At 71.0% G+C, this 18,999-nt stretch carries 18 protein-coding genes; 8 read left to right on the top strand and 10 right to left on the bottom strand.

Annotated elements, in window-relative coordinates; translation table 11 throughout:
• From K8F61_RS08725 to K8F61_RS08710, 4 genes are all read right to left on the bottom strand, one after another.
• On the bottom strand, nt 1–741 hold the full coding sequence (locus K8F61_RS08725) for a DUF6882 domain-containing protein (protein WP_231821366.1): 741 nt from the start codon (nt 739–741) through the stop codon (nt 1–3).
• A 141-nt stretch (nt 742–882) separates the two neighbouring features.
• Nucleotides 883–2,115 carry an MFS transporter gene (locus K8F61_RS08720; protein WP_231821365.1) on the bottom strand — a complete coding sequence of 411 codons (1,233 nt, stop codon included), beginning with the start codon at nt 2,113–2,115 and terminating at the stop codon, nt 883–885.
• A gap of 76 nt (nt 2,116–2,191) precedes the next feature.
• Entirely contained in the window at nt 2,192–2,899 is a 708-nt protein-coding gene (pepE, locus tag K8F61_RS08715) for a dipeptidase PepE (RefSeq protein WP_231821364.1), read from the bottom strand.
• A complete protein-coding gene (locus K8F61_RS08710; protein ID WP_231821363.1) occupies nt 2,896–3,702 on the bottom strand; it encodes an IclR family transcriptional regulator in 807 nt (268 codons plus the stop codon). Before K8F61_RS08710 ends, pepE begins: the two co-directional genes overlap by 4 nt.
• Nucleotides 3,703–3,840: 138 nt before the next feature.
• Between K8F61_RS08710 and K8F61_RS08705 the strand changes: the two genes are divergently transcribed.
• From K8F61_RS08705 to K8F61_RS08670, 8 genes are all read left to right on the top strand, one after another.
• Entirely contained in the window at nt 3,841–4,848 is a 1,008-nt protein-coding gene (locus tag K8F61_RS08705) for an ABC transporter permease (protein WP_217996223.1), read from the top strand.
• Complete coding sequence (locus tag K8F61_RS08700) at nt 4,841–5,743, top strand: ABC transporter permease (RefSeq protein WP_067246414.1); 903 nt, start codon at nt 4,841–4,843, stop codon at nt 5,741–5,743. The genes K8F61_RS08705 and K8F61_RS08700 overlap by 8 nt, the downstream gene beginning before the upstream one ends.
• 63 nt (nt 5,744–5,806) lie before the next feature.
• A complete protein-coding gene (locus K8F61_RS08695) occupies nt 5,807–7,390 on the top strand; it encodes an ABC transporter substrate-binding protein (RefSeq protein ID WP_067246412.1) in 1,584 nt (527 codons plus the stop codon).
• Between the two features lie 60 nt (nt 7,391–7,450).
• The gene (locus K8F61_RS08690) at nt 7,451–8,731 is read left to right on the top strand and encodes a M20 family metallopeptidase (RefSeq protein ID WP_067246409.1); all 1,281 of its coding nucleotides are present in this window, start codon (nt 7,451–7,453) and stop codon (nt 8,729–8,731) included.
• Between the two features lie 41 nt (nt 8,732–8,772).
• Complete coding sequence (locus tag K8F61_RS08685) at nt 8,773–9,720, top strand: DUF1177 domain-containing protein (RefSeq protein WP_231821362.1); 948 nt, start codon at nt 8,773–8,775, stop codon at nt 9,718–9,720.
• 5 nt (nt 9,721–9,725) lie between these two features.
• Nucleotides 9,726–10,565 carry an ABC transporter ATP-binding protein gene (locus K8F61_RS08680; protein WP_231821361.1) on the top strand — a complete coding sequence of 280 codons (840 nt, stop codon included), beginning with the start codon at nt 9,726–9,728 and terminating at the stop codon, nt 10,563–10,565.
• Nucleotides 10,562–11,416 (top strand): ABC transporter ATP-binding protein, encoded by an 855-nt coding sequence (locus K8F61_RS08675; RefSeq protein ID WP_231821360.1) that lies wholly within the window; start codon nt 10,562–10,564, stop codon nt 11,414–11,416. The genes K8F61_RS08680 and K8F61_RS08675 overlap by 4 nt, the downstream gene beginning before the upstream one ends.
• Nucleotides 11,413–12,081: an AroM family protein gene (locus tag K8F61_RS08670; protein ID WP_231821359.1), complete on the top strand. Its 669-nt coding sequence runs from the start codon at nt 11,413–11,415 to the stop codon at nt 12,079–12,081. Before K8F61_RS08675 ends, K8F61_RS08670 begins: the two co-directional genes overlap by 4 nt.
• A 33-nt stretch (nt 12,082–12,114) precedes the next feature.
• On the opposite strand, the gene K8F61_RS08665 is transcribed toward K8F61_RS08670, so the two are convergent.
• The 6 genes from K8F61_RS08665 to K8F61_RS08640 form a co-directional block, all read right to left on the bottom strand.
• A complete protein-coding gene (locus K8F61_RS08665; RefSeq protein WP_231821358.1) occupies nt 12,115–12,918 on the bottom strand; it encodes an HpcH/HpaI aldolase family protein in 804 nt (267 codons plus the stop codon).
• A 17-nt stretch (nt 12,919–12,935) separates the two neighbouring features.
• Nucleotides 12,936–13,721: a fumarylacetoacetate hydrolase family protein gene (locus K8F61_RS08660; protein ID WP_231821357.1), complete on the bottom strand. Its 786-nt coding sequence runs from the start codon at nt 13,719–13,721 to the stop codon at nt 12,936–12,938.
• A gap of 116 nt (nt 13,722–13,837) precedes the next feature.
• Nucleotides 13,838–15,004, bottom strand: a complete 1,167-nt coding sequence (gene hpaD / locus K8F61_RS08655) for a 3,4-dihydroxyphenylacetate 2,3-dioxygenase (protein WP_231821356.1) — start codon at nt 15,002–15,004, stop codon at nt 13,838–13,840.
• 120 nt (nt 15,005–15,124) lie between these two features.
• Complete coding sequence (gene hpaE / locus K8F61_RS08650) at nt 15,125–16,663, bottom strand: 5-carboxymethyl-2-hydroxymuconate semialdehyde dehydrogenase (RefSeq protein ID WP_231821532.1); 1,539 nt, start codon at nt 16,661–16,663, stop codon at nt 15,125–15,127.
• Nucleotides 16,663–17,349, bottom strand: coding sequence for a GntR family transcriptional regulator (locus K8F61_RS08645; protein ID WP_067246397.1), 687 nt, complete (start codon nt 17,347–17,349; stop codon nt 16,663–16,665). Before K8F61_RS08645 ends, hpaE begins: the two co-directional genes overlap by 1 nt.
• Nucleotides 17,346–18,860: a fumarylacetoacetate hydrolase family protein gene (locus K8F61_RS08640; RefSeq protein ID WP_231821355.1), complete on the bottom strand. Its 1,515-nt coding sequence runs from the start codon at nt 18,858–18,860 to the stop codon at nt 17,346–17,348. Before K8F61_RS08640 ends, K8F61_RS08645 begins: the two co-directional genes overlap by 4 nt.
• Nucleotides 18,861–18,999 lie beyond the last annotated feature (139 nt).

Raw genomic sequence — 18,999 nt, 5'->3', positions numbered from 1 at the left:
TCAGGCGGGGCTCTGCGCGGCGGCGCCGCCGAGCGTGCTCTCGATGCCGGCGATCCGAGCCTGCTCGTCGAAGCGGAACGTGGCCGATCCCGTCGCGTCGCTGACGACCGCGCCCGAGTAGGCCTCGTCCGTCCACTGCAGGTTCCAGCCCGCCAGTCGCGCCAGATCCCAGACGGACGTGCGGGGATCCGAGGGGGAGACCGTGGAGAGGACGCGGGGGAGGGCGATCACGGCGTCCGCCACCGTCAGCGGAGCGATCGGGGCATCGAGGAGGAACACCGCGCGCGTGCCGCCGCCCACCGGTGCCGAGTAGTACGGCGAGCGGCCGCTGATCTCCACGGCCACCGCGCCGACCTCGTGGGCGGCCGCGTCGATCCAGGCGTCGATGTCCGCGCCGGTGTCGGCGGGGAACGCGAGCTCGGGGCCGCTCAGAGCGGAGAGGCCGTGCGTCGTACCGTAGTCGCGCAGGGCCGAGGACGGACCTGCGGCGTCCCCCTGCGGGTGCGCCCACGCCCACATCAGCGAGCGCGGACCGGGCGCGATCGTGGCGATCAGGTGCGCCCGGGTCACGAGCTGGCGGGACGGGTCCGCGTTCGCGGTGAACGTCAGGGTCCCGGCGGCGAGGTCGGCGTCCCAGCGGTTCTCGCCCAGCGCGTCGGTCGCGGCGACGAGGGCGTCCTGGCGGAGGGCGACGAACAGGGCGGCGCGGTCGGCGAGAGGGGCGAGGGCGTCGAAGCTCATGGCTCCAGTGTTGTCCTCGGAGCTATGAATACGCCAGGGGCCTTGTCCCGAAACCCCCTCTGCTCGCCGAGACCCCCTCTGTCTAGCGCACGGCAGAGGGGGTACCGGCGAGGGAAGGGGGTCTCGGCGCGACGAGGGGGATCACCTCACGAGGGCCTCGGCGGGGCGGCCCATTCGCCATACGCTCGGGACGAGCAGGGTCCCCAGGGCGATCGCCGCGTAGAGAACGGCCGACCACACGAGCACGGTCACCGGATCGGCACGGGTGATCAGCCACCCGTAGACCAGCGTGCCCACCGGCATGACGACGAAGCTGCCGAGCATGTCGTAGCTGGAGACGCGTGAGAGCCGGTCGGCGGGGATGTTCTCCATCATCGCCAGGTTCCAGCCGGTGCTGAACACCTCGTTCCCGATTCCCGCGAGGAACGTCGCCACCACCAGTAGGCCCACCGCGGGGTGCAGCCCGAGCAGGGCGAGGGGGAGGGCGAACGCGGAGATCCCGATCATCCCCCAGCGCAGCGGTCGGCGCAGCGGCGCCCACAGCAGGATCAGCGTCATCAGCAGGACGCCCACTCCCTCGGCGCTGACGACCCAGCCCCAGCCGGCGATCCCGAGCATCGGCTCGTTCTTGGCGATGTAGGGCCCCACCACGCCCCAGGCGCCGGCGTGGATCGCGTTGATCACCATGAACGCCAGCACCACCATCCACAGCCAGGTGTGCCGGCGGAACTCGCTCCATCCCGTGCGGAGGTCGTGGAAGAGGGTCGACCCGCCGGCGTGGGCGGGCGGCGGGAGCCGGACGAGGGCCAGCACGGGGATGGCGACGAGCCAGCCGGCGGCCTGCACCACCATCGCCCACGCCGGCCCGGCGGTCGCGACGAGGATCCCCGCGATCACCGGACCGCCGATGGTCACCGCGGACCGGACGAACGACAGCATCGCGTTCGCCTGCTGCAGGTGCGCCGGCGTCGTGAGCTGAGGGATGAGTCCCTGCATCGCGGGGAGCACGAACGCCGTGGACGCGCCGTTGACCGCGGCGAGCACGGCCAGCAGCGGCACCGTCGCCGTGCCGGAGAACAGGAGCGCGGCCATCGCGCCGACGGTGAGGATGTCGACGACGTAGCAGCCCTGGATGATGAGGGCCCGCGGCAGCCGGTCGGCGACGACCCCGCCGAAGAGCACGAACACGATGTTGCTGACCGTGAACGCCGCGAGCACGATCGAGAGCGACCCGGCGTCGTTGTCGATCTGCAGCACGGCGAACGCCAGGGCGATCGACGACATCGACCCGGTGATCAGCGTGATCGCCCTGGCGAGGAAGAACCATCGGAAGTTGCGGTCCTGGAGGGCCGCGAACCCGCGGATCATCGGCATCCGATCATCCTTGCACGCCGCGCGTTCCGGCTGAGCGAACGCGAGCCGAGTCCGCGTCGCGCCTGCGGGCGGGACGCTAGAGGAGCGGGGTGATGTCCCCCGAGACCTCCTCCGGGTCCGCGCCACGGCGGAACAGCAGCGCGGGCCCGCGATCGGGCGCCACGGCGGCGCCGCCGATCTCGGCCCGGCCGTCGGCGACGCGGATCCAGGTGCCCTCGCGCAGGGCCACCACCGGGCGCTCGTTCTCCTCCAGGTACTCTGCCAGTCGCTGGGCACGGGTCTCGCCGGCGTGCGTCGAGTCCGGGTCCGCGTCCAGGTAGTGGCAGTTGATCTGGAACGGGACGAGGCCCAGCGCGTCGAAGCCCTCGGGGAACACGATCGGCATGTCGTTGGTGGTGCGGATCGAGGGCGCGGCGATGTTGGTCCCGGCGCTCGCGCTGAGGTACGGCCGTCCGGCGGCGGCATGGGCGCGCAGCGCGCGGTCGAGTCCGGTGCGCTTGACGTGCGAGAGCAGGCGGAAGGTGTTGCCTCCGCCGACGAGCACGGCGCCGGCGTCGCGGACCGACGCGGCGGGGTCGGTGCCCTCGTGGACCCCGACGACGCGCACGCCGTGCGGGGCGAAGGCGTCGCGGACCTTGGCGGTGTAGGCGTCGAGATCGGCCAGGGCGTAGCCGACGAAGACGAGCTCGTCGATCCCCGACAGCACGGGCTCCACGGCGTCCCAGGCGTGATCGAGGTACGCGCGCCCGGCGTTGGTGGAGTTGGACAGCAGGAGCAGGTTCATGCGGGGGAGCCCTTCGAGGGGAGGTGCGGGGACAGAAGCTGGCTGATGCGCTGGGCCGTGCGGAGCACCGCGTCCAGGTGCACGCGGATGTCCCCGAGATCCTCCCGCTTGTGCTCGCCGATGCTGACGGAGCCGATCGGCCGGCCGGTGACGAAGACGGGGGCGGCGAGTGCGCGCGTGTTGAGGTCGTACTCGCCCTCGGAATACGCCCAGCCCTGCTCCGCGACCTCCAGCATCTCGGCCTCGATCGCCGCGGCGTCCAGGGCGGTGAGATCGCTGAACTTCGCCAGCGGGCGGTGGTACATGAGCTGCTGGCGCTGCCCGGCGGACAGGAAGGCGAAGTAGGCGCGCGAGGTGGCTCCGGCGTGGGCGGGATACAGCTCCCCGACGAGCGGGTGGTCCCGCATCGGCGAGGTGCCGCCGTCGACCGCCGCGATGCAGCGGACGTACGCGCCGTCGGCGAGGCCGAACACGGCGGTGCGCGAGGACTCGTCGGCGAGGTCCGCCAGCGGGGCCTCGACGAGGGCCGCCATCCCACCCCGGCGCTCCCAGGTGGACGCGATCCGCCAGAGCGCGGCGCCGAGCCGGTAGCGGCGGGTCACGGGGTCGGCGTGCAGGAAGCCACGAGCGGCGAGGGTGCTGAGCAGCCGTTGGGCCGCGGACTTGTCGAGGTCGAACTCGTGCGCGAGGTCCGTCACGCCCCAGTCCGTGCGTCGTCCCGAGAACGACAGCAGCACCGCCAGCGCCCGGTCGACGGTCTGCAGCGGCGGGGCCTTCGCCCCGCGGTCTCCGGGTTCGTCCATGTGTCCCTCCGTTCCCGCTGAGCCTAGAGGGCGCAGCGCTCCGCGCGCACCGCCTTCTCATATAGTGAGAAAGAGTTGCATGTGCGTCTCCGCGACTTCGATAGTGGTCCCCACACCCGATCGACGACGAGGAGAGCCGTGCGTACGACACTTCGGCGAGTACTGGCCATGATCCCCACCCTGCTGGGCGTCGTGGTCTGCATCTTCGTCATCACGCGTGTGCTCCCGGGAGACCCGGCGCGCACGCTCGCGGGGGAGAACGCCGCCGACAGCGTCGTCGAGAAGATGCGGGCGCAGATGGGACTGGACCAGCCGATCTGGACGCAGTTCTGGGACTACCTCACCGGTCTGCTCCACGGGGATCTCGGCTACGCGTGGCACACCGGGCGCCCGGTCGCGGAGGACTTCGCCACCCGTTTCCCGGCGACCGTCGAACTGGGACTCGCCGCCCTCCTGATCGGCATCGTCGTGGGGATCCCGCTGGGGATCCTCGGCGCCACGCAGCGCGGACGCTTCGCCGATCACGCCACCCGGGTGATCTCGCTCCTCGGCGCCTCCATGCCGCTGTTCTGGCTCGGACTGCTGGTCATCTCGTTCTTCTACGGGACGCTCGGGTGGGCACCGGCGCCGGTCGGCCGCATCGACGACTCGATCAATCCGCCGACCCACGTCACCGGGCTCTACGTGATCGACAGCATCCTCACCGGCGACACGGTGGCACTCTCGAGCGCGCTGTCGCACCTGATCTGGCCGGCCATGGTGCTCTCGGTCGGCGCGGTCGCGATCATCTCGCGGATGACCCGCTCGGCCATGCTCGAGGTCCTCGGCCAGGACTACATCCGCACCGCCGCCGCCAAAGGCATGGGGCCGGCACGGATCATCGGCGGCCACGCCCTCAAGAACGCGGCGCCCTCGGTCGTCACGATCGTCGGCCTGGAGCTCGGCCAGCTCCTCGGCGGGGCGGTCATCACCGAGACCATCTTCAGCTGGCCGGGCATCGGCGGTTACGTGGTCGAGTCGATCAACGCCACCGATTACGCGCCCGTGCAGGCCATGACCCTCGTCGCGGCGATCATCTACCTCGTCGTGAACCTCCTCGTAGACCTCTCGCAGGGGATCTTTGACCCGAAGGTGCGCAATGCCTGAGACGACGACCCTCGCCATCGCCCAGCTCGAGGCCGCGCCGAAGCGCACCCGGCCGACCACCGCCCTGACGCTCCTGCTGCGCAACCCGTCCGCCATGGTGGGCGCGGGGATCATCCTGTTCTGGACGCTCGGCGGCCTGATCACCGCGGTGTGGTCTCCGTACCCGCCCAACCTCACCGATGCCGGGCCGCTGCTGGCGCCGCCGTCGGCGGAGCACCTCTTCGGCACCGACAACTACGGACGCGATCTCTTCTCGCGGGTGCTGGCCGGCGCCCGGGTCTCGCTGTGGACCGGCGTCATCGCGATCGCGGTCTCCCTCTCGGTCGGCGTGCCGATCGGAGCGATCGCCGGCTACTTCCGCGGCGCGGTCGGCATGACGCTCATGCGGATCATGGACATGCTGCTCGCCTTCCCGTCGCTGCTGCTGGCGATGGCGCTGGCCGTGGCTCTCGGCCCGGGCCTGGCCTCGGCGATGATCGCGGTCGGCATCGTGGGGATCCCGGAGTTCGCCCGGATCATGTACGGCCAGACGGTCTCCCTGCGCGAGCGCGAGTTCGTCGAGGCCTCGCGGGCGATCGGCCTCAAGGACGCGATCATCCTGTTCCGCCACATCCTCCCCAACGGGCTCGTCCCGATCATGGTGCGGTGCGCCCTCGGCATGGGCTACGCGATCCTCACCGCGGCGGCGCTCAGCTTCATCGGCCTCGGCGCACAGCCTCCGCTGGCCGAGTGGGGCGTGATGATCTCCGACGCGCGCGGCTACATCATCTCGGGCGAGTGGTGGATGACGGTGTTCCCCGGCATCGCGATCGCCTCGTCCATCCTCGGCTTCAACCTTCTCGGCGACGGTCTGCGCGACGTCCTCGATCCGCGCCTGCGGACCTCCGCCCGGTGACGGGCCGGGTCCACGAGACCCGTCCCGCGCCGTCCACCCGACACTTCACGAAAGGCACAGCACATGCGAAAGAGAGTCCTGTCCTCGGCCGCGCTCGCGCTCGCCGTCCTCCTCACGACGGCCGGCTGCGTGGCCAACGCCAACTCCAACGCGGACTCCGGCGGCGCCGGGGCCGATCAGACCCTGACCATCGCCTACTCCGAGGGCGGCAACACCCTCGATCCCGCGGAGGCCAACGACGGCACGAGCGACACCCTGGTCGTGGCCGCCTACGACCAGCTCGTCACCTACGGCACCAAGGAGGTCGACGGGAAGCAGGTCTCCGACACGGCCACGATCGCGCCGATGCTGGCCTCCGAATGGTCGGCGGACGACAGCGGCACCGTGTACACGTTCACGCTCCGTGACGACGTCACCTTCCAGTCCGGCAAGAAGCTCGTCGCGGACGATGTCGTCCGCAGCTTCGCGCACATCGAGGCCTCGGCCTCGGCGAGCTTCCTCTACGGGATGGCGGGGATCGCCGGCGTCGAGGCGAAGGACGACCACACCGTCGAGATCACGCTGACCGGCCCGAACCACCTGTTCCTGCAGATCCTGCCGATGTACTCGTTCTCGATCCTGGACATGGACCTCGTCGAGGAGAACGGCGGCGCCGAGTGGCTCGCCACGCACACGGCGGGCACCGGTCCGTACGTGATCGACAGCTGGGACCCGGCGACCTCGGCCAAGCTCACCCGCAACGAGGACTACTGGGGCGAGGCTCCCGCGCTCGGCACGGTGAACCTCAAGTTCATCGGCGACGCCTCCAACCGCCTTCAGCTGCTGAAGAAGGGATCCGTCGACGCGGCGCTCGAGATCGCGCCGAAGGACCTGGAAGGCCTGAACGGGCAGGACGGGGTCGTGGTGGACTCGCGCCCGAGCAACAAGATCCTCTTCTTCGCGATGAACAACGCCATCGCGCCGTTCGACAACCCGAAGGTGCGCCAGGCGATCAGCTACGCGATCCCCTACGACAAGCTCATCGACGACGTCATGAAGGGGCAGGCGAGCCCCATGCGCTCGTCCGTCGCCAGCTCGACGCCCGGGTTCACCGACGAGGGCTATGCCGCGACCTACGACCTCGACAAGGCGAAGGCGCTGCTCGCGGAGGCGGGGTACCCGGACGGCTTCGAGTTCGAGTTCACCCTGGGCTCCGGCTTCTCCGACTGGAACGACGACGCCGTGCTGATCCAGGCGGAGCTCGCCAAGATCGGCGTGACCATGAACATCACGAACATGGCGCGTGCCCAGTTCCTGGAGGCGCTGGCCGGCAAGAACGTCCAGTCGTACATCAGCCGCTGGACCTCGTTCGTGAACGACCCGGGGTACCACCTCGGCCTGCTGATGACCTCCCAGGGCACGAGCAACTACATGAACTACTCCAACCCGCGCGTCGACGAGCTGTGGGCGAAGGCGGCCTCGGAGCAGGACGCCGCGGTGCGCGAGCAGGAGTACGGCGAGATGCAGAAGCTCATCAATGAGGAGACGCCGTGGGCGTACCTCTACGAGTACAACATCGCCGTCGCGCATGGCGAGGACCTGCAGGGCTACACGTCCTATCCGGACGGCTTGATCCGGTTCTTCCAGCTCAGCAAGTCGGCCGGCTGAGCCCGGCGCACGCCCCTGACCCGCACACGACGCACAAGACGCACAAGGAGAACGAACGACATGACGACGGCAACCGACTGGGAAGCGCGCGTCCTCGAAGCAGTGGAGCGCTCGCAGGACGAGCTGCTCGCCCTCGCGGGACTGCTCATCCGCACCCCCAGCGAGAACCCTCCGGGCGACTGCACGGAGATCGCCGACGTCATCGCCGGACACCTCCGCGGCGCCGGGATCGGCGCCGAACTGCACGACGCGGGTCAGGGGCGGGTGAGCGTCCTCGCGCACCGCGGGGAGAGCGCGGACGGCGAACGGCACCTCGTCTTCGCGGGACATCACGACGTGGTCCCGGTGGGGGACGAGAGCCGCTGGTCGTTCCCGCCGCTCGCCGGCGACGTGGTCGACGGATGGCTGCGCGGACGCGGGGCCAGCGACATGAAGGCAGGGCTCGCCGGGCTCATCCACGTGTTCGTGCTCTTCGAGCGCCTGGGCGTCCCGCTGCGCGGGCGGCTCTCCCTGGCGTCCGTCCCGGACGAGGAGACCGGCGGGCGCCTCGGCGCGGACTGGCTGCTCGACCAGGGCGTGCTCGACGGCGCCACCGGCGGGATCATCGCCGAGCCCGCCGAGCGGGACCACCCGACGATCGGTCAGAAGGGCAGCAACTGGTTCCGGCTGACGATCCACGGCCGTCCTGGCCACGGCAGCCTCCAGCCCGTGCACGGCACGAGCGCCAACCTCCTGGGCGCCCGGGCGATCCTCGCGCTGCAGCGTCTCTGGGACATGACCCCGGACGCCCCGGAGGAGGTGCGCGAGCTCATCGCGGACTCGAAGCGCTTCGCGGTCCAGCGCGAGGGGTATGCGCCCGAGGTCGCCGACGTGTTCGAGCACGTCACGATCAACGTCGGCACGGTCCGCGGCGGCACCTCCACCAACGTGGTCGCGGACACCTGCGTCATCGAGTTCGACACCCGGGTGCCGATCGGGCTCACCCGCGCACAGGTGCGTGCCCGCGTGGAGGAGATCCTCGCCGAGGAGGGCATCGAGGCGGAGATCGAGCCGCTCGGCTTCATGAGCGAGCCGAACTGGACCGTTCCGACCGACCCGGTCGTGGAGACCCTCGTGGGGGCGCTTCGCGAGCTGTCCGCCCCGGACGCCCAGGGCGTGCTGCAGTGGGCGTCCTCCGACGCCCGGACGTTCCGGAGCCACGGGATCCCCGTCCTCCAGTACGGGCCTGCGGACCTCCAGACCATCCACGGCTTCGACGAGCGGGCGCTCGCGTCGGACGTCGTCCTCGCGGCGAAGGTGTACGCCCTCTCCGCCCTCCGCTACCTCGGCGTCCGCGACTGACCGCGCGCCACGAACCCACCGAACGGACAAGGAAGAGAAACATGCTGAACCAGGTGCTCGACGTCGTCGACCTGCTGGACTCCCCGTCGACCTCCGGCGAGGCGCTCGCCGCCTACCTGCGTGCGCAGGGCGCCGAGAACGCCGAGATCACCGTCGAGACCATCACCGGCGACGAGGGCGGATCCACTGACTTCGTCCGCGTGGTCATCCCGGGGGCGGCGGGCCGGATCTCGGGCGGGTCCGCTCCCACCCTCGGCATCATCGGTCGACTCGGCGGCGCCGGGGCGCGGCCCGAGCGGATCGGCTTCGTCTCGGACGGCGACGGCGCGGCCGCGGCGCTCGCCGCCGCCGCGAAGCTTCTGCAGATGTCTGCCCGGGGAGACGAACTCCCCGGCGACGTCATCGTCACCACGCACGTCACCGGCTGGGCCCCGACCGAGCCGCACGACCCGGTGCCGTTCATGGGATCTCCCGTGGACATGCGCACGATGAACGATCACGAGGTCGACCCCGCGATGGACGCGATCGTCTCGATCGACACGACCAAGGGCAACCGCACCATCAACCACCGCGGCATCGCGATCTCGCCGACCGTGCGCGGCGGCTACATCCTGCGCCCCAGCGACGACCTCGTCGGGGTCGTCGAGACGGTGACCGGGGCGACGGCGGTCGTGTTCCCCCTGGCGACGCAGGACATCACGCCCTACGGCAACGGGCTGCACCACCTGAACTCCATCCTGCAGCCGGCCGTCGCGACGTCGGCGCCCGTCGTCGGCGTCGCGATCACGACCGCGGTGCCGGTGGCCGGGTGCGCGACCGGCGCGAGCCACGAGGTCGACATCGAGCTCGCCGCGCGCTTCGCGGTCGAGACGGCGAAGTACTTCGGCGCCGGACAGATCAGCTTCCACGACGAGTCCGAGTACACGCACCTGGTGGGGCTCTACGGCGACGCGGCGCACCTGCAGACCCTCGGGAACGTGGCGGTCTGATCGCCATGTCCGCCCTTCTCCGCGTCGAGGACCTCACCGTCCGCGTCCAGGCGCACCGCGGCACGAGCTACCCGGTCTCCGGGATCAGCTTCGACATCGCGCGCGGCGAGACGCTCGGCATCGTCGGCGAGTCCGGATCCGGCAAGAGCCTCACGGCGATGTCGATCATCCAGCTCCTGCCGACGCGCGCCGTGCAGATGACGGGCGGACGCATCCTGTTCGACGGCGAGGACATGGCGGCGTTCGGCGCCGGACGGATGCGCCAGGTCCGCGGGCGCCGGATCGGCACGATCTTCCAGGAGCCGATGACGGCCCTCAACCCCGCCTTCACGATCGGCTTCCAGATCGCCGAGCCGCTGCGTCGTCACCTCCGCATGAACCGGAAGGACGCGCGCCGGCGGGTCGTCGAGCTCCTGGAGATGGTGGGGATCCACCGGGCCGCGCAGATCGCCGACTCGTACCCGCACCACCTCTCCGGGGGAATGCGGCAGCGCGCCATGATCGCCATGGCCATGTCCTGCGAGCCGGACCTGCTCATCGCCGACGAGCCGACGACCGCGCTGGACGTGACGACGCAGTCGCAGATCCTCGACCTCATGCTCGACCTCCAGGAGAGCCACGGCACGGCGATCCTGCTCGTCACCCACGACCTCGGCGTGGTCGCGCAGGCGTGCCGTCGCGTCGTCGTCATGCGGCGGGGCGAGGTCGTGGAGCAGGCGGAGGCCGAGCAGGTCTTCCGCGCCCCCGAGCATCCGTACACCCGGGCGCTGCTGGACTCGATGCCGTCGCGCAACGTCGGCAAGGATCGGCTGCCCTACGTCTCCGAAGGAGTGTGGAGCGCATGAGCGCACTGCTGAGCGTCCGAGGCCTGGTCAAGGAGTACCCGCAGCGTGGGGCGCGGCGCGGTGCACCCCCGTTCCGCGCCGTGGACGGGGTCGACCTCGATCTTGAGCAGGGGACGACGCTCGCGATCGTGGGGGAGTCCGGATCGGGCAAGTCCACGACCGGCCGATGCGTGCTGCGGCTCATCGAGCCGACGGAGGGCAGCGTCCGCTTCGACGGCACCGACCTGCTCTCGCTCGACCGCGACCAGCTGCGGCGCCGGCGCTCCGAGATGCAGATCGTGTTCCAGGACACCTACGCGTCCCTCGACCCGCGTTGGACCGTGGGGCGTCTCCTCGCCGAGCCGCTGCGTCTGCACGAGCGGCTGAGCCGCCGTGAGGAGGCGTCTCGCGTCGGGGAGATGCTGGAGGTCGTCGGCCTCGACGCCTCGTACGCCGATCGTTACCCCCACGAGTTCTCCGGCGGACAGCGCCAGAGGATCGGCATCGCGCGCGCCCTCATGCTCAAGCCGCGCCTGGTCGTGTGCGACGAGCCGGTGTCGGCGCTGGACGTGTCGGTGCAGGCCCAGGTCCTCAACCTGATGAAGGACCTGCAGGACCAGCTCGGGCTGAGCTACCTGTTCATCTCCCACGACATCGCCGTCGTCGAGTTCATGGCCGACGACGTGATCGTGATGAGCCAGGGCCGGGTGGTCGAGGCGGGGCGCTGCGCCGAGGTGCTCGCGGACCCGCAGGACCCGTACACCCGCGCCCTGCTCGCGGCCGTCCCGGTGCCCGACCCGGACGCGTATCGGGATCGCGCCGAGCGCCGCGCGCTCATCGAGGCGGGGCTCCGGGCGGAGGCGGCGTCGTGACCGTGCTGGGGCTCGTGACGATCGGACAGGCGCCGCGCGTCGACGTGACCCCCGACATCCTGCCGCTCCTGGCGGGGCACGAGGTGATCGAGCGCGGGGCGCTGGACGACCTGGGCGCGGCGGCGATCGGCGCCCTCGCCCCCGAGCCGGGACGCGCGGCGGTGGTCTCGCGCCTGCGGGACGGCTCCTCCGCAGTCCTGGACGAGGAGCGGTTGCGCCCCCTCGTCCAGAGCGCGGTGGACCGGGTGGTGGCGGACGGCGCCGAGGCCGTGCTGATCCTGTGCACCGGACACCTCCCGGGGCTCGCCGCCTCGGTCCCGGTCTACACCGCCGAGGAGCTGGCGCGCGGAGCCGCGGCGGTGCTGGTGGGCGAGCGGGCGCTCGGTGTCCTCGTGCCGACGCCGCGGCAGGTCGAGGACATCGCGGCGCGCTGGCGGGCCGATCTCGGCCGGGACGCGTCGGTGGCGGCCGCCGATCCCTACGCCTTCGATGCCGAGGCCTTCGCCGAGGCCGGCCGTGCGCTCGCCGCCTCGGGCACGGAGTGGATCTTCCTGGACTGCATCGGCTACTCCGAGGAGATGGCCGCCGTCGTCACGCGCGCCACCGGTCTCCGAGCGGTCACCGCCCGCTCCCTGGCCGCCCGGATGCTCGCCGCCGCCGTCTGACGTCGCCGGGCTCGGTCCTTGGGGACCGGGGTGTCAGTAGCTGGCGCGGGCGGTGTCGTCGGCGGCGGGGAGGAAACGGGCGGCCAGAGCCTCCGTCGCCCGCGCGAGCAGCGCGACATCCGCGCCGACCGCGACGAAGTCCGCCCCCTGGGCGATGTAGGCGTCCGCGGCCGCGGGATCGAAGGCGTTCACGCCGACCGGCTTCCCGGCCTCCTTCACCGCGTGGAAGGTCCTGCCCACCGCGTCGAGCACGTCCGGGTGGGTCTGCTGGCCCAGGCGCCCCAGGGACGCGGCGAGGTCGGAGGGCCCCACGAACACCGCGTCCACCCCGTCGACCCCCGCGATCTCGGCCGCAGCCTCGACGCCCGCGGCCGTCTCGATCTGGACGGTGAGGGACGTGTGCTGCGCCGACTCCTGCAGGTAGCTGTCGACGCGGTTCCACCGCGCGCTGCGCGCCAGGGCGCTGCCGACGCCGCGCACGCCCTCCGGCGGATAGCGGACCGCGCGGACCGCGGCCCGCGCCTCGTCCGCGGAGGACACCATCGGCACCAGGAGGTTCTGCGCTCCCAGATCCAGCACCTGCTTGATCGCGACGACGTCGTTGAACGGGGCCCGCACGACCGGGGTGATCGGGTAGGCGGCCACTACCTGGAGCTGGATCTGCACGGACTCCAGCGTGTTCGCCGAGTGCTCCATGTCGATCAGGAGCCAGTCCAGCCCCGACCCCGCGTCGACCTCGGCGAGGACGGGGCTGCCCGAGCACGCCCACATGCCGATGAGCGCTCGGTCGGCGGCGGCGAGCCGCTCGCGGAAGGACGGGGCGAGGCGAAGAGACATGGTGCTCCTGGATCCGGTCAGACGAAACGGCAGGTGATGGTGCCCATGGGGCCGTAGTCGCACAGTACGCTGTCGCCGGCCTGCACCCACATCGGCCGGGTGAACGAACCGGCCAGGATGATCTCGCCGGCCTCCAGACGCGCGCCGTGCTGGTGGAACTTGTTCGCGAGCCATGCGACGCCGGTGGCGGGGTGGTTCAGCACGCCGGCGGCGACGCCGGTCTCCTCGATCTCCCCGTTCTTGAACAGCAGGCCGGGGACCCAGCGCAGGTCGATCTCGTCGGGGCGCTTGTGCACCTCGCCCAGGACCATCGCGCCGTAGGCGGCGTTGTCGCTGATGGTGTCGACGATCGTGCGTCCCTCCAGCTCGATGTGCGAGTTGAGCACCTCGAGCGCGGGCACGGCGTAGTCGATCGCGGCGAGGGCGTCCTCCAGGGAGCAGTCCGGTCCCTCGAGCGGATCCTTCAGGACGAACGCGAGCTCGACCTCGATCCGGACGTTCGAGAAGTCCGCCGCGGGGATCTCCGCCCCGGACCGGTACACGGTGTCATCGAACATCACGCCGTAGTCCGGCTCCGTGATGCCTGTCGCCTGCTGCATCGCCTTGGAGGTGAGTCCGATCTTGCGGCCGACGAGCCGGCGTCCCGCCGCGATCTGCGAGTCCCGCCACACGCCCTGGACGGCATAGGCGTCCTCGACCGTGGCCTCCGGGTGGCGGGCGGTGATGCGCGGGATGACGCTCTTGGCTCGGTCGGCCTCGGCGAGCTCGGCGGCGAGCTGCGCGATGGTGTCCTGGCTCAACATGGTGTTCGGTCCTGTTCTCGGTGCCCCGGTGTCGAGTGGTCAGTTTCTGTGGGGTGCGGGCGCCCGAACCCACAGAAACTGACCACTCGACGACAGGGAAGGGGAAGGAGGGGGGGTCAGAGCTGGTGGCCGAGCTTGTACTCGCCCTGCTTCCACTCCGGCATCGACGACTCGGCCTCGTCGGCGCGCGTGTAGGAGAACCCGTCCGCGCCGATGGTCACGGCCATCTCGGACGAGTCGGTGCGGGCGACGACCGGCTGCGGGTTGCCGTCGAGGTCCAGGACGAGCGAGGCGTCCGTGTACCACGACGGGACGACGGGGTTGCCCCACCAGTCGCGGCGCTGGTTGTCGTGCACGTCCCAGGTGACGACCGGGTTGTCCGGGTCGCCCGTGTAGTAGTCCTGCGTGTAGACCTCGACGCGGTGGCCGTCCGGGTCGCGCAGGTACAGGTAGAACGCGTTGCTCACCCCGTGACGGCCCGGCCCGCGCTCGATGGCGTCGGAACGGCGCAGCGCCCCGAGCTTGTCGCAGATGGCGAGGATGTTGTGCTTCTCGTGGGTCGCGAAGCACACGTGGTGCATGCGGGGTCCGTCTCCGCCGGTCATCGCGGTGTCGTGCACGGTGGGCTTGCGGCGCATCCATGCGGCGTAGACCGTGCCCTCCTCGTCCTGGATGTCCTCCGTCACGCGGAAGCCGAGATCCTGCATGAACTTCACGGCGCGCGGCACGTCGGGGGTGACCTGGTTGAAGTGGTCCAGGCGCACGAGCTCGCCGGGGATGTGCAGGTCGTAGCGCCACGACATCCGCTCGACGTGCTCGGTCGCGTGGAAGAACTCGTACGGGAACCCGAGCGGGTCCACCACGCGCACCGAGTCGCCGATGCCCTTCGTGAAGCCGTCCGGATTGCGGCGGACGTCGCAGCCGAGCTCCGTGTAGAACTCGACCGCACGGTCGAGGTCCTCGGGCGTGCGCACGCGGTAGGAGAACGCGGCGACGGCGGCGATCGGGCCCTTGCGCAGCACGAGGTTGTGGTGGATGAACTCCTCCGTCGAGCGGAGGTAGATCGTCTCGTCGTCCTCCTCGGTGACGTACAGGCCGAGGATGTCGACGTAGAACTGGCGGGAGGCCGCCAGATCCGTGACGATCAGCTCCATGTAGGCGCAGCGCAGGATGTCCGGCGGCGCGGCGGCGGGGGTGGCGACGGGGTTGTCCGTGGTGATCGGCGCCTCCTGGCTCACGTAGAACCCGGAGGAGGTGAGGGTCATGTCTTCGCGGTTGGTCATGTCAGCGTCCTTGCTATCGCCCGGTCGTCGAGCGAGGAGCGAAGCGACGAGACGAAACGCGTCACGGATGCCGGGAGGCGTTTCGTCTCGCTTCGCTCGCTCAACGACCGGTGGGTGGGTTCAGCGGGGGTCCGGGTCGTCGAGATCGGTCTCGGTGTGCAGGTCCTGCTTGCCGAACGTGGGGTTGTGCGGGGCGCCGAGCGTGATGTGCACGCTCTGCTGGTCCGTGTAGAAGTCGATCGAGCGGTAGCCGCCCTCGTGGCCGAGGCCCGAGGCCTTGACTCCGCCGAACGGCGTGCGGAGGTCTCGCACGTTGTTCGAGTTCAGCCACACCATGCCCGCTTCGACCGACTGCGCGAAGTTGTGCGCCCGCTTGAGGTCGTTCGTCCAGATGTAGGCGGCGAGGCCGTACTTGGTGTTGTTCGCCAGGGCGAGCGCCTCCTCCTCGGTGTCGAAGGGCGTGATCGCGACGACAGGGCCGAAGATCTCCTCCTGGAAGATCCGTGCGTCCGGCGCCACGTCGGCGAAGACGGTGGGGGCGACGTAGTTGCCGGTCTCGAACCCCTCCGGACGCCCGCCGCCCGCGACGAGACGGCCCTCCGTCTTGCCGATCTCGACGTAGCTCATCACCTTGTCGTAGTGCTCCGGGTGCACGAGCGCGCCGACCTCGGTCGCCGGGTCGTGCGGGTGGCCGACCTTGACGCGCTTCGCCTGCGCGGCGTAGCGCTCCACGAACTCGTCGTACACCTCGCGCTGCACGAGGATGCGGGAGCCGGCGGTGCAGCGCTCGCCGTTCAGCGAGAAGACACCGAAGATGCAGGCGTCGATCGCGACGTCCAGGTCCGCGTCCGCGAAGACGACGGCCGGGCTCTTCCCGCCCAGCTCCATCGACAGGCCCTTCAGGAACGGCGCGGCGTTGCCGAAGATGATCTGCCCGGTCCGGCTCTCGCCGGTGAAGGAGATGAGCGGCACGTCCGGGTGCTTCACGAGCGCGTCGCCGGCGTCCTCGCCGAGGCCGTTCACGAGGTTGAAGACGCCCTTCGGCAGGCCCGCCTCCTCGAAGATGCCGGCCCAGAGCGACGCCGACAGCGGTGTGAACTCGGCGGGCTTCAGGACCACGGTGTTGCCCGTGGCGAGGGCAGGTCCCAGCTTCCAGGACTCGAGCATGAACGGCGTGTTCCACGGGGTGATGAGCCCGGCGACGCCGATCGGCTTGCGGTTGACGTAGTTCATCTGCCGCCCGGGGACCTTGAACGCGTCGTCCGCCTGGGCGACGATCAGGTCGGCGAAGAAGCGGAAGTTCTCGGCGGCGCGACGGGCCTGGCCGAGGGCCTGGGTGATCGGCAGGCCGGAGTCGAAGGACTCCAGCTCGGCGAGCCGGGCGTCGCGCGACTCGACGATGTCCGCGATCCGGTGCAGCACGCGCGAGCGCTCGCGGGGGAGCATGCGGGGCCAGGGTCCCTCGTCGAAGGCGCGCTTGGCGGCCGCGACGGCCCGCTCGATGTCGGCCTTCTTGCCCGCGGCGGCGTGCACGTAGGTCTCGTTCGTGACGGGGTTGAGCACCTCGAAGGTGTCGCCGTCGATCGAGTCGACGAACTCGCCGTCGATGTAGTGCTGGATCTTCTCCGGCAGATCGGCCGGGATGTAGACGTCGGTCATCATCGTCCTTCTGTGGTGGTGCGGGTGGTCGGTTCGTGGCGGGAGGTCAGGAAGGCGTCCATCGTCCGCCAGCGGTGGTTGCGGGCGGCGAGCTCGATCTCGAGCGGATCGGCCTCCGCGCGGATGAGGTCGAGGATCTGCGCGTGCTCCTCCACGGAGTGGCGCGCGCGACCGGGGACGAACGCGAACGTGGAGTCGCGGATCCCCGACAGGCGCGCCCACCCGCGGTGCACGAGATCGAGCAGGTGCGGGTTGGGGCAGGGCTCGAACAGCACGGAGTGGAACTGGCGGTTGAGGTCGGTGAACGCGTGCGCGTCGAAGTGGTCGAGGAGGCGCACCATCCGGGCGTTGACCTCCGCGGCGCGCTCCAGCGCGTCGGCGTCGAGGTGCGGGGCCGACAGCGCGGTGGCCGCCCCTTCGACGAGACCCAGGGTCTGCATCGTGTGCGCGTACTCGCTCTCGTCGATGAGCGACACCCGCGCGCCGACGTTGCGCTCGAACGTGACCAGCCCCTCCGCTTCCAGGCGGCGGATCGCCTCGCGGACGGGCACGACGCTCATCCCGAGCTCGTCCGCGATCGGGCCGAGGACCAGACGGTACCCGGGGCCGTACGCGTGCGAGGCGATCCGCGAACGGATCCAGGCGTACGCCTGCTCCGACTTGCTCCCCTCGGCGACGATCGTCATGCGCCCGCGCTCTCTCCGGCCCCGGTCCCCGCCGACCGGCTCGCCTCGTACCGCGCGCGCCACTCGGCGTTCATCGGGAACAGCCCGTCGACGGGGTTCCCCGCCGCCACCTGCTCCGCGATCCACTCGTCCTCGATCTCCTGGGCGAGGGCGGCGTCGGCCACCTCCTCGGCGATCGCCGGGGGGATCACGATGACGCCGTCCCCGTCGCCGACGATGATGTCGCCGGGCTGGACGGCCGCGCCGCCGCAGGCGATCGTGACGTCGACGTCCCACGGGACGTGGCGGCGGCCGAGCACGGACGGGTGCGGGCCCCGCGAGAAGACCGGCAGGCCGATCTCGGCGACCGCGTCGAAGTCGCGGACGCCGCCGTCGGTGACGACCCCCGCGGCGCCGCGGGCCTTGGCGCGGAGGGCCAGGATGTCCCCGAGGGTGCCGGTGCCGGACTCGCCGCGCGCCTCGATCACGATGACCTCGCCCTCGGCCACCGCGTCGAACGCGCGCTTCTGGGCGTTGTATCCGCCTCCGTGGGAGGCGAAGAGGTCCTCCCGGGCCGGGATGAACCGCAGCGTCTTGGCGGTGCCGACGATCTTGGTGCCGGGGAGGTTCGCGGAGACGCCGTCGATGAAGCAGAAGTGGTGCCCGCGCTTGCGCAGCTGTGCCGAGAGGCCGGCGGTGGGCGCCGTCTCGAGCTTCGCGCGCAGCTCTGCCGTGAGCGCCGGGGCCGCGGGCTCCCGGGGCTCCGGGGTCTCCTGGGTCTCGCCGGGAAGGCCCGCCGCCTCCCGGGATCCCCAGGCCTCGGCCCGCTGGAGGTCGTCGACGGCCGGGAGCGAGCCCAGGGCCGCGTCGAAGGGCACCTCGCCCTGGACGACGGTGGTGCGCAGGCGCCCGGAGCTCGGGGCTCCGGGAGCCTCGGGCGCATCGACCTCGATCTCGACCACGTCGCCGGGGACGATGACGCTGGATCCCGCCGGGGTGCCGGTGAGGATCACGTCGCCGGGCTCGAGCGTGAAGTGCTGGGACAGATCCGCCACGAGCTGGGGCAGCGGGAACAGCAGGCCGGCCGTGGTGTCGTCCTGGGCGAGCTCGCCGTTGACCCAGGCGCGCACGCGCAGGGCCGCGGGATCGACGAGCGCGGCGTCGATGAGGTCGGGGCCGAGCGGCGTGTAGCCGTCGCCGCCCTTGGAGCGCACGTTGGAGCCCTTGTCGTTGGCGCGCAGGTCGTAGAGGCCGAGGTCGTTCGAAGCCGTGACGTGCGACACGTGCTCCCATGCCCGCTCGACGGGGACGCGACGGGCAGCGGTGCCGATGACGAGCGCGATCTCGCCCTCGAACGCCAGCAGCTCGGTGCCGGCGGGGCGCTCGACGGTTCCGTCCGTCCCGGCGACCGAGCTGGCCGGCTTGAAGAAGTACGACGGGGCCGCAGGGCGGCGCCCGCGCTGGTCCGCGCGGGAGACGTAGTTGAGGTGGATCGCGACGATCTTTCCGGGGCGGGGGATCGGGACGGTCACAGGCGCCTCCTCGCGCTGATCTCCACGGGGGAGAGGGACGGATACGCCGGAGGCTTCGGCCTGTTGGCGTCGTATTCGAAATCGTATATTATCAGGGCGAGACTCGGCAAGCATCCCGGATGCGCGCCGTGACGACGAG

Origin of the sequence: Microbacterium resistens (assembly GCF_021172025.1) — a bacterium.
GTDB classification, from domain to species: domain Bacteria; phylum Actinomycetota; class Actinomycetes; order Actinomycetales; family Microbacteriaceae; genus Microbacterium; species Microbacterium resistens.
The sequence above is the reverse complement of the archived record's forward strand: the minus strand, read 5'-3'. Positions and strand labels throughout refer to the sequence as shown.

Coding starts and splice junctions, on each gene's coding strand:
- K8F61_RS08725 (WP_231821366.1), bottom strand. CDS start 741: ATGAGCTTCGACGCCCTCGCCCCTCTCGCCGACCGCGCCGCCCTGTTC.
- K8F61_RS08720 (WP_231821365.1), bottom strand. CDS start 2,115: ATGCCGATGATCCGCGGGTTCGCGGCCCTCCAGGACCGCAACTTCCGA.
- pepE (WP_231821364.1), bottom strand. CDS start 2,899: ATGAACCTGCTCCTGCTGTCCAACTCCACCAACGCCGGGCGCGCGTAC.
- K8F61_RS08710 (WP_231821363.1), bottom strand. CDS start 3,702: ATGGACGAACCCGGAGACCGCGGGGCGAAGGCCCCGCCGCTGCAGACC.
- K8F61_RS08700 (WP_067246414.1), top strand. CDS start 4,841: ATGCCTGAGACGACGACCCTCGCCATCGCCCAGCTCGAGGCCGCGCCG.
- K8F61_RS08695 (WP_067246412.1), top strand. CDS start 5,807: ATGCGAAAGAGAGTCCTGTCCTCGGCCGCGCTCGCGCTCGCCGTCCTC.
- K8F61_RS08690 (WP_067246409.1), top strand. CDS start 7,451: ATGACGACGGCAACCGACTGGGAAGCGCGCGTCCTCGAAGCAGTGGAG.
- K8F61_RS08685 (WP_231821362.1), top strand. CDS start 8,773: ATGCTGAACCAGGTGCTCGACGTCGTCGACCTGCTGGACTCCCCGTCG.
- K8F61_RS08680 (WP_231821361.1), top strand. CDS start 9,726: ATGTCCGCCCTTCTCCGCGTCGAGGACCTCACCGTCCGCGTCCAGGCG.
- K8F61_RS08675 (WP_231821360.1), top strand. CDS start 10,562: ATGAGCGCACTGCTGAGCGTCCGAGGCCTGGTCAAGGAGTACCCGCAG.
- K8F61_RS08665 (WP_231821358.1), bottom strand. CDS start 12,918: ATGTCTCTTCGCCTCGCCCCGTCCTTCCGCGAGCGGCTCGCCGCCGCC.
- K8F61_RS08660 (WP_231821357.1), bottom strand. CDS start 13,721: ATGTTGAGCCAGGACACCATCGCGCAGCTCGCCGCCGAGCTCGCCGAG.
- hpaD (WP_231821356.1), bottom strand. CDS start 15,004: ATGACCAACCGCGAAGACATGACCCTCACCTCCTCCGGGTTCTACGTG.
- hpaE (WP_231821532.1), bottom strand. CDS start 16,663: ATGACCGACGTCTACATCCCGGCCGATCTGCCGGAGAAGATCCAGCAC.
- K8F61_RS08645 (WP_067246397.1), bottom strand. CDS start 17,349: ATGACGATCGTCGCCGAGGGGAGCAAGTCGGAGCAGGCGTACGCCTGG.